We start from the raw sequence: 6,547 nt of genomic DNA on the forward strand, positions 1-6,547 counted from the left end.
CGAGGGGATGGAGGCCATGCCCCGCGGCGAGGCCACTGCTCCCGGGACCGCGCCCACCCCGTCCCGCGACGCCGACTCGATGCCGCCTTCACGGTCGGGTCCGACCCCGACGGCCGGCTCCGGGCAGAGCACTCCTCGCCGGGCCACCACGACCGAACCGATGGACCCGGTCCGGCGACGCCGACTGATGGCGGCCCTGGCCGTGGCCTCGGTCATCCTGCTCGTGTTCTCCGGGATCGCCGTCTGGCGCTATCTCGAGGCCCGGGACGCCACGGCCGTCGAACAGCAGGTGGCCTCGGCCCCCACGCAGGCCACCGACGCGGCGCGCGAGATCGTCACGCAGATGTTCACCTACGATCACCGCACGGTCGACTCGGAACTCGCGGCGGTGCGGGAGCGACTCACCGAGCCGGCACTGACCGAGTTCGTCGACCAGTCCATGCCGACCGTGGCCTCGGCGGCCAAGCAGCAGGAGGCCAGTGTCTACGCGACCGTGGCCGCCGCCGCGCCGCAGGAGGTCGTGGACGCGGATAACGTGACGGTGCTGGTAATGCTCAACCGGATGGTCTCGACCAAGGAAGCGCCCGAGGCGGCCAGCTCGGCGTCGAGGCTCAGCATCCAGATGGTCCGGGTGGACGGGGTGTGGAAGCTGGGCGAACTCAACGCTATGTGACGGGGGGGTCGGACGTCGCGTCGAGGGTCTCGAAGAACCGTCGTGCCCACGCGTGGACATCGTTGCCCAACACCTGTCGGCGCAGCGCCCGCATGCGACGACGCCGGTCGTCCTTCGACTCGGTGACGGCCGCCATGATGGCGTCCTTGACCCCCTCCAGGTCATGCGGATTGCACAGGTACGCCTGCCGGAGTTCGGCGGCGGCGCCGGCGAACTCGCTCAGCACCAGCGCGCCCTCGCCATCGGTGCAGGAGGCCACGTACTCCTTGGCCACGAGGTTCATCCCGTCCCGCACGGGGGTGACCAGCATGACGTCGGCGGCCACGTAGAACGCCGTGAGCTCGGACTTGGGGACGGGGCGGTGGATGTACGTCACCACGGGGTGCCCGATCTCGCCGAAACTGCCGTTGATCCGGCCCACGGACTCCTCGATCCGCGAGCGCATGATCTGGTACTGCTCGACCCTCTCGCGGCTCGGGGTGGCGAGTTGGAGCAGGGTGACGTCGGCGGTCTCGAGTCTCCCCTCCTCGAACAACTCCTCCAGCGCGCGGAGCCGGACGTCGATCCCCTTGGTGTAGTCGAGGCGGTCGACGCCCAGCAACAGGATCTCTGGTGAGCCGAGTTCGGTACGCAGGCGTTCCGCGCGGGCGCGGGTGTCGCGGTCGCGGGCGGCGGGGTCGATGGCGGCCGAGTCGATCGAGATGGGGAACGCCCCCACCCGGACCCTGCGGTCGTCCACGCGGATCTCGGACGCCCGACCCCGGGTCGAACGCAGCCGAACGGAGGGGTGGCCGCCGAGTCGGTTGGCGAGGATCCGGAAGTTGTCGGCTCCGCCGGGCAGGTGGAAGCCCACGAGATCGGCCCCGAGCATCCCGTCGACGATCTCCGTGCGCCACGGCAGCTGCATGAACAACTCGACGGGGGGGAACGGGATGTGGAGGAAGAACCCGATGGTCAGGTCGGGGCGCATCTCACGTAGCAGGCGGGGGACCAGCAGGAGTTGGTAGTCCTGCACCCAGACCGTGGCGTCGGTGGCGGCGGCCGCGGCGGTGGCCTCGGCGAACCGGCGGTTGATCGCGACGTAGGCGTTCCACCATTCGCGGTGGTACTCGGGGGGGACCACCACGTCGTGGAACAGCGGCCACAGCGTGCCGTTGGAGAACCCCTCGTAGTAGAGCCCGACATCCTCGGCGGACAGTGTGACCGAGTGCAGCCGGATGCCGTCGGCGTCGAAGGGCTCGGGGGCGGCGTCCGCCACGCCGGGCCAACCCACCCAGGCGCCGTGGTTGGCCTTGAGGATGGACTCCAGGGCCGTCACCAGCCCACCGGGGCTGGCCTTCCAGTGTTCCCGGCCGTCCTTGTCACGGACGAGGTCGACGGGTAGCCGATTGGCGACGACGACGAAGTCCGCACCGGCGTCCGGCGGCGTCTGCTCGGTCGCGCGCGTCATCCCCGTCCCTTCCGTGATCGCTGTGATGCGGCTAGTCGACGTCGGCAGGGTCGACCTTCTCGGGGCCGATCCCGAGCATCTCGAGCAGCATCAGGCACTCGTCGGCGTCTGCGGCGTACGAGGCCACGATCCTCTGGGCCTGATATGCGGTCTCGTCGGCGACGGGCTCGAGGTCGACGTCGAGCTCGGGCTCCTTGCTGGCCGCTGCGGCGGATGCCATGTGTGTCCTCCCGTGGTCGGTATGGGACGCAGGGCCCGTGTAGGCTCAGGCGTCCGACGTCATCTTACGTCACTGGTCGGCGGCGGCGGACCTGCGCAGATTACGCGTGACCCATTCGCCGAACACGATGCCGGCCGCCAGGGCCACCGCGATCGCCAGGGCCTGGAACATCAGTCCCACACCGATACCGGTCTGGTCACTGGTGAGGGCCGACAGTCCCCGATAGACGGACAGCCCGGGCAGGAGCGGTGTGATCCCCGCGATGGTCACGATCAGTGGCGGGACGGTCGCGATACGGGCGAGGATGCCGCCGAACAACCCCATCGCACAGGCCGCGAGCGCGGAACCCACCACCACGCCCAGCCCGGTCGTCGTGACCACCTGGAAGATGACCATCCCGATCGCCCCGACCGCCGCGGCGAGCCACGTCGCACGCACGGTGGCGTAACTGGCCACCGCGAAGCCGGCGGCCCCGACCCCCGCCGCGAAGACGGCGAGATACAGGGGCGCGTTGCCGGAGATGGTCGGGTCGATGGGGGGCGGGGACATGCCCAGCCGCGCGAACACCGCCAGGGCGATCGTGATGCCGCCGAGAACCCCTCCGGTGAGGATCATCGTCTCCACGCCGCGGCCGGCCGACGTCACGGGGAACCCGGTGATGGCGTCCTCGATCGCGCCGACGAGCGTGAGCCCCGCGAGGAGCACGATGATTCCCGCGGCGACGAGTGTGGATGGCTGGATGTCCACGAAGTTGTCGCTCAGGAACACGTAGGCCAACAGCGCCCAGGCGGCCGCGATGAACCCCCCGACGATCTGCTGGAAGAACTTCGGGAGGCGGTGGCCGTCCAGATAGCGGTTGGCGTACATCAGCGCGAACGTCGACACCATGGACAGGAGTCCGGCGAGCGGGCTGCCACCCAGTTGGATGACGACCGCGCAACCGAGCATCGCCCACCCCAGGACCGCGACCCGGAACGAGTGGGGGTGCGGGGAGGCGATGATCTGCTCGACCTCCGCCGTGGCCTGCTCGACGGTCAGTTGGCGCCGCACGATGAGGTCGGTGAGCCGGGCGACACGGGTCACCCGGGTCATGTCGATCGTGCGGTAGTTGACCACCCGGATGACGGAGATCGGCGGGCGACCACGTCGGCGGTTCACGCCGATGGTCAACGAGGTGAAGGTGACCTCGACGGTGGCGCCCGGCAGGCCGAACGCCGCCGCGACCGATTCCCCCTGGGCGACGGTGTCCGCCGCGCCCTCGCCGGAGGACAGGAGGATGCCGGCGATCTCGAGGGCGAGGTTCAGGACGTCGGTGACGGCGCCGTCGTCGTCCAGGTCGACCGGTGCCATCGGGGACAGGGGCGGCTCGACCGCCAGGTCCATCGTCGACTTGCGCAGACCCAGCCACGCCAGGGGGCGGGTGAACGGTGCGGGTGCGTCGCGGATCTCCACGTGGACACCGTAGTCAAGACCGCGGCGGTCGAGAGCGCGGCCCGGGGTCCGGTTAGGATGTGACCCGGACCCCGGCCGTGCCGGAGCCGTGCTGGAGTGGCGCAATTGGTAGCGCACCCGACTTGTAATCGGGCGGTTGCGAGTTCAAGTCTCGTCTCCAGCTCTCACCCGCCGCCCGGTGGAGCCGGGAGTGCACGCCACGCACGCGGGCGGTATACGTTTAGTTTTCTCAGGTTTCTGGGTAGGATGTGACAGGTGTTCAGCGACGGCGACGGCGAGGGCTCCGGAGACGTGGACGGGGGCGTGGACGCTGAGTCCACCCGGCGGATCGCCGAGGCGTGGATGCGCGCCGTCACCTCATGTGACGTGGACGCCGCGCTGGCCCTTTCCTCGCCGTCGATCGTCTACTCCAACGGCGGCCACCTCCGTCTCTACGAGGGGCACGACGGAGTGCGTGACATCATCGAGGATGTCGCCCGTATGTCCGGGTTCCTCGACGTGGCCGTCCTGTCGGTGGTGGCGCAAGCGGGGACCGTTGCCCTCCGGCGACTCGAGACCTACACCCTGCCCGAGGGCGGCGTGGAGATCCCGGCACTGGCCTTCGTCGATGTCGCGGACGGTGTGGTCACGCGCTGGGAGGACTACAAGGACTTGCGCACGCTGAACGCGATCGCGGAGTAGACGGTGAACGGGGGCGGTCCGGTGGACCGGGAGGAGCATCAAGTCGACGCCGCCGCGGTGGTCAGGGCGCTCGTCGAAGCCAGGTTCCGGGGGGATGTGACCACGACGACCGCTCTGTGCACGCCCGACATCGTGTTGCGGATCGAGGGGTCTCATGAGGCGCGCGGGCGAGAGGGAGTGGCGCACCTGATGGAGTTCAACCGAGAGGTCGCCACAAACGTGCGTGTCGAGATTCACCGGGTCATGGCATCGGGTGACACCGTCGCGATGAGCAGGACCATGTTCCTCACCATCAACGGGCAGGCCGTCGAGCTCAGCGCGGGCGCGTTCTTCACGTTGCGCGACGGCCTGGTGCGGGAATGGAGTGACTACCTGGACATGAGCGAGGTGGCGCGCGCGCTCGGGCACTGAGCCGGTCACCCGCCCGACCCGACCACCGGGGCGGCGAGTCGGGGTGGGCCGGTCAGTCCCCGGGAACGAACTCGTCGTGGCCGAGTTCCCGCAGAGCGCGACGGATCGTCGCGGCCGCCGCGTCCGACTCCTCCGCCGGGGCGTCGGGGTCCGCGCGGGACAGGTCGAAGCCGGACATGTCGTCGGCGGGGAAGACGTGGATGTGGGTGTGTGGGACCTCGAACCCCGCGATCAGATAGCCGGCCCGTGACGCCCCGAAACCCTCGACGACGGCCTCGCCGACCGCCTGGGCGACCTCGTTGAGCCGCGCCCACAGCCGGGGGTCGAGGTCGGTCCAGCGGTCGATCTCCTCTCGCGGGACGATGAGGGTGTGGCCGGCCGCGACGGGCGCGATCGTGAGGAAGGCGACCACCTCGAGGTCCTCCCAGACGAACCTGCCCGGCAGCTCACCGGAGATGATCTTGCTGAAAACGGTCGACATGCTCCCAGCCTACGTACCCGGGGCGGCCGGTTGCCGCTGATGCGCGGTGGCTCGTGGTGTAATGAGGGGTACGCCACCCGGACAACGAGCGGCGAACGGTCCTTAGAGGATGGCGGAGGGACGGCAGATGATCGAGGCAACGGCACCGACGGCAGACGACACCGTCAAGAAGAAGTCCTACCACCACGGTGACCTGCGGAACGCGATCATCCACGAGGCCACCACGCGGGCGCGGTCCTCGGGGGAGAAGGCGATCGTGCTGCGGGAGATCGCGCCGGTCGTCGGGGTGTCGGCCACCGCCGCCTACCGGCACTTCACCAACCGGCAGCAGCTGGTCGAGGAGGTCTCGGCCCGCGGGTTCGCCGCGATGGGTGAGCGTGTCGCCCTCCCGGGGGTCACCGGCGCGGAGTCGGCCCCGGGGCTCGCGGCCTACCTGGACCTCCGCAACGCGGGGATCGCGATCGTGGAGTTCACTGTCGCGGAGCCCGCCTGGGCGCGGATGATGGTCGAGACTCTCGGGGAGTCGTCGACGGTCGCGTTCGCGGCCTCGGACGTCGCCGAGATCATGCAGCAGATCGTCGACCGCGGGATCGCCGCGGGGATCTTCCGTTCGGGGACGAGGATCAGGGACCAGCGCGTCCTGTGGGCGGGGATCGACGGCCTCTGTTCGCACGCGATGTTCGGGCTCAAGCCGATGGGGACCCCGGAGGCGGACCACGCGACGGCGCGCACGCTCGATCTCTGCATGACGGACATGCTCACCGCGGAGGGGCTGCGGGTCCGCGACGAGGCCACGTTGCCGGACGGGATCGCGACCGACCTGCCGAGCTGAGGTCCACCCGACGACGCCTGCACCGGCCGTGCCGGGTCACGTCGCCCGGGGGCGCGACTACTGTGGTCGCTGTGCGAATTCTCGTGATCGGTTCCGGTGCCCGTGAGCACGCCATCCTCGTCGCCCTCGCCGCGGATCCCGCGGTGACGGAGCTCCACGCCGCGCCGGGCAACCCCGGCATGGTGCAGGCCACGTGTCACGACGCGTCGGTGACGGATCCCTCGGCGGTCTCCGCGTTGGCGCGGCGGCTCGAGGTGGACCTGGTCGTCATCGGCCCCGAGGTGCCGCTGGTGGCGGGGGTGGCCGATGCCCTTCGCGCGGCCGGCGTCCCGGTGTTCGGTCCCTCG

General features: G+C 70.0%; 9 protein-coding genes and 1 tRNA gene. 6 read left to right on the plus strand and 4 right to left on the minus strand.

Annotated elements, in window-relative coordinates; all coding sequences use genetic code 11:
• Nucleotides 1-673, plus strand: a 673-nt coding sequence (locus G6021_RS10565) for a hypothetical protein (RefSeq protein ID WP_194307918.1), incomplete at its 5' end; no start/stop codon positions are given.
• Here G6021_RS10565 and G6021_RS10570 read toward each other — a convergent pair.
• From G6021_RS10570 to G6021_RS10580, 3 genes are all read right to left on the minus strand, one after another.
• Nucleotides 666-2,123 carry a trehalose-6-phosphate synthase gene (locus G6021_RS10570; RefSeq protein ID WP_182641252.1) on the minus strand — a complete coding sequence of 486 codons (1,458 nt, stop codon included), beginning with the start codon at nucleotides 2,121-2,123 and terminating at the stop codon, nucleotides 666-668. The genes G6021_RS10565 and G6021_RS10570 overlap by 8 nt on opposite strands.
• A gap of 31 nt (nucleotides 2,124-2,154) precedes the next feature.
• Entirely contained in the window at nucleotides 2,155-2,343 is a 189-nt protein-coding gene (locus G6021_RS10575) for a hypothetical protein (RefSeq protein ID WP_107748799.1), read from the minus strand.
• 69 nt (nucleotides 2,344-2,412) lie between these two features.
• Nucleotides 2,413-3,795 (minus strand): threonine/serine exporter family protein, encoded by a 1,383-nt coding sequence (locus G6021_RS10580; RefSeq protein WP_182610390.1) that lies wholly within the window; start codon nucleotides 3,793-3,795, stop codon nucleotides 2,413-2,415.
• Between the two features lie 90 nt (nucleotides 3,796-3,885).
• On the opposite strand from G6021_RS10580, the gene G6021_RS10585 reads away from it, so the two are divergent.
• The 3 genes from G6021_RS10585 (at nucleotide 3,886) to G6021_RS10595 (ending at nucleotide 4,887) form a co-directional block, all read left to right on the plus strand.
• Nucleotides 3,886-3,958 (plus strand) — tRNA-Thr (locus G6021_RS10585).
• A gap of 92 nt (nucleotides 3,959-4,050) precedes the next feature.
• Nucleotides 4,051-4,476, plus strand: coding sequence for a nuclear transport factor 2 family protein (locus tag G6021_RS10590; protein WP_182610391.1), 426 nt, complete (start codon nucleotides 4,051-4,053; stop codon nucleotides 4,474-4,476).
• Between the two features lie 3 nt (nucleotides 4,477-4,479).
• On the plus strand, nucleotides 4,480-4,887 hold the full coding sequence (locus G6021_RS10595) for a nuclear transport factor 2 family protein (protein WP_304814125.1): 408 nt from the start codon (nucleotides 4,480-4,482) through the stop codon (nucleotides 4,885-4,887).
• A gap of 52 nt (nucleotides 4,888-4,939) precedes the next feature.
• Here the strand turns inward: G6021_RS10595 and G6021_RS10600 are convergent, their stop codons facing one another.
• Nucleotides 4,940-5,368, minus strand: coding sequence for an HIT family protein (locus tag G6021_RS10600; protein ID WP_182610392.1), 429 nt, complete (start codon nucleotides 5,366-5,368; stop codon nucleotides 4,940-4,942).
• A 127-nt stretch (nucleotides 5,369-5,495) separates the two neighbouring features.
• Between G6021_RS10600 and G6021_RS10605 the strand changes: the two genes are divergently transcribed.
• Both G6021_RS10605 and G6021_RS10610 read left to right on the plus strand, forming a co-directional pair.
• Nucleotides 5,496-6,200 carry a TetR/AcrR family transcriptional regulator gene (locus G6021_RS10605; protein ID WP_182610393.1) on the plus strand — a complete coding sequence of 235 codons (705 nt, stop codon included), beginning with the start codon at nucleotides 5,496-5,498 and terminating at the stop codon, nucleotides 6,198-6,200.
• A gap of 71 nt (nucleotides 6,201-6,271) precedes the next feature.
• On the plus strand, nucleotides 6,272-6,547 hold a 276-nt coding region (locus G6021_RS10610; RefSeq protein WP_347238951.1), incomplete at its 3' end, for a phosphoribosylamine--glycine ligase N-terminal domain-containing protein.

The sequence above is a fragment of the Dietzia sp. CW19 genome (genome assembly GCF_014145265.1).
GTDB classification, from domain to species: domain Bacteria; phylum Actinomycetota; class Actinomycetes; order Mycobacteriales; family Mycobacteriaceae; genus Dietzia; species Dietzia natronolimnaea.

What these genes read in the sequence shown, in the direction of transcription:
- G6021_RS10570 (WP_182641252.1), bottom strand. Translation starts at nt 2,123, where the DNA reads ATGACGCGCGCGACCGAGCAGACGCCGCCGGACGCCGGTGCGGACTTC.
- G6021_RS10575 (WP_107748799.1), bottom strand. Translation starts at nt 2,343, where the DNA reads ATGGCATCCGCCGCAGCGGCCAGCAAGGAGCCCGAGCTCGACGTCGAC.
- G6021_RS10600 (WP_182610392.1), bottom strand. Translation starts at nt 5,368, where the DNA reads ATGTCGACCGTTTTCAGCAAGATCATCTCCGGTGAGCTGCCGGGCAGG.
- G6021_RS10605 (WP_182610393.1), top strand. Translation starts at nt 5,496, where the DNA reads ATGATCGAGGCAACGGCACCGACGGCAGACGACACCGTCAAGAAGAAG.